This window comes from Hymenobacter saemangeumensis (assembly GCF_039541835.1).
GTDB classification, from domain to species: Bacteria; Bacteroidota; Bacteroidia; order Cytophagales; family Hymenobacteraceae; genus Hymenobacter; species Hymenobacter saemangeumensis.
Genome location: NZ_BAABGZ010000047.1, coordinates 1 through 1,880, shown reverse-complemented (window position 1 = coordinate 1,880; position 1,880 = coordinate 1). Strand labels below are relative to the sequence as shown.

The following is a 1,880-nucleotide window of genomic DNA, read 5'->3' as shown; positions in this document are numbered from 1 at the left end:
GTAACCTGTTTGATGATGGCGGTGCGGGACCGGCAGATATGCTGAATGTGGAGGTGCAGAATACTGACCCAACATTCCGGCAACTCGGGTCGCAGTGGTACCATCCAAGTTACTCAGTGTTCCATACGCTTTATAACAATAGCACAAACTATCCAAATCCGCTCATCTACTCCGGCCTTGATTTAGCTGATGGCGGGCGTAATATCAATACCATTGATGGTGAATGTGTAAATGTCTTCCCCGGTGCGGGTATTCCACGTCCTGCTGCGAAGGAGGCGACGACAATGACAACACAGCCCTTCTTAGCCCAAAATCACCCAAACCCGGCTTCCGAGAGCACCACATTCACCTACCAGCTGCCTGCTGCTGCCAAATCAGCGGCTATAGTCGTGCGTCGAGGTACGGATGGATACGAGTTGATACGCCTTTCACTGGCAGTAAATAAGACGACGCGTGACTTAGACCTGCGGGGTTACCAGCCCGGGGTGTACTTCGCAACGCTCTTGATAGACGGTATGCCAGTGCAGACCCGCCGTGTCCTGGTTCAATAACTGTTTATCTGGGTGCTATGAAAACATTACTCATACTTCTGGCCGGGGTACTCCTGACTGGCGTGGCCCAAAGCCAGCCCGTACAAGCCTGGCAACGGCTGTTCAGTCGGGGAGCCGACCCCAATACATATAACCAAACTCTGAGTATAAGTGGCATGCGTAGCCTAAAATCCGGGCGCTTCGCGGCTGTGGGCAGCATCGACAAGCGTATCTGGTCTCCAACCCAAACCGATAGGTACAGAAGCGCAGCCTTGTGGTTTTTCAATAACCAAGGCGACACCCTTCGGGTAATAACTCCCTATTGGGGACTAGTTGGTTCGCCGACAGCCATCACCTATGACACCTATATGGACGTATGTCCCGTCGCTGGCCACAGTGGAGGTTTATTTATTGCAGGCTATGGGGGAACCAATGTTGCGACAACGTATAATTTTATCTCCCGGGCAGACTCCCTGGGTCAGGTCCGGTGGCGCCGTGCTTACCATACTGGTGCTGCTTCGGCCTATACCCCCGTCCTGCTGCCCTTACCTGATGGGGGTGCCATGTGGGTCGGTCCTCTGAAACACCCGAACTCAACCAGTAGCCGGACGGTCTTGTGGCCAACGGTCATGCGCATCGACTCGGTGGGCAACGTAGTATGGCAGCGCCAGTACGGCGAGCCCTATGGGGAGGGCAACCTTACCTCCATTCACCCCTTGCCCGATGGCTCCTACCTACTGACCGGCTACCAGGCCCGCCCCGTGCCGGGTCCGGGCTACCTGGTCAGCGACGCCTGGGTGCTGCGCATCAACGCCCAGGGCGACACGCTGCGTTCGCGCTACATTCAAACCGGGCCGGCCACCACGCTGGAGCTGGCCCACCGGGGGCACCCGCTGCCGGGCGGGGGCGTGCTGCTGGGCGGGGTGGTGCGGCCCGGCGTGGGCACCCAGCCCGCCCAGCTGGCCCAGGGCTGGCTGGCCTGGCTCGACAGCCTCGACCGGGTGCAAACCAGTTTCCTGCTGCCCCCGGTCAACCAGCGGTCGGCCGAAGTTTTTCATGCCCTGCCCCTGGCCGGGCCCGACAGCGCCGTGCTGGTGGTGGGCTACCGCCCCGGCGCCTTCCTGGCGCAGTATGCCCGCCGCCGGGGCCAGGTAAGTTTGCTCTGGGAGCAGAACGTGACCGTGCCCAACCTGGGCGGCTACAGCGTGGAGTACGCCATGCTGGCGCCCAACCAGGAGCTGACCCTGGGCGGGCAGGTGGGCAACGCCCCGCCCCAGGGCGTGCTTACGCGCTTCGTGCAGGCGGGCCAGCCCTACCAGCCCGACCTGTGCCGGCAGCCGCCCGTGCCCA

2 protein-coding genes are annotated in these 1,880 nt (G+C 60.7%); both read left to right on the top strand.

Annotation, left to right across the window (positions count from 1 at the left end; genetic code table 11):
• On the top strand, positions 1–551 hold a 551-nt coding region (locus tag ABD919_RS13940; RefSeq protein ID WP_345236629.1), incomplete at its 5' end, for a hypothetical protein.
• A gap of 593 nt (positions 552–1,144) precedes the next feature.
• The coding region (locus ABD919_RS13935) for a hypothetical protein (RefSeq protein WP_345236628.1) at positions 1,145–1,880 on the top strand (736 nt) is incomplete at its 3' end.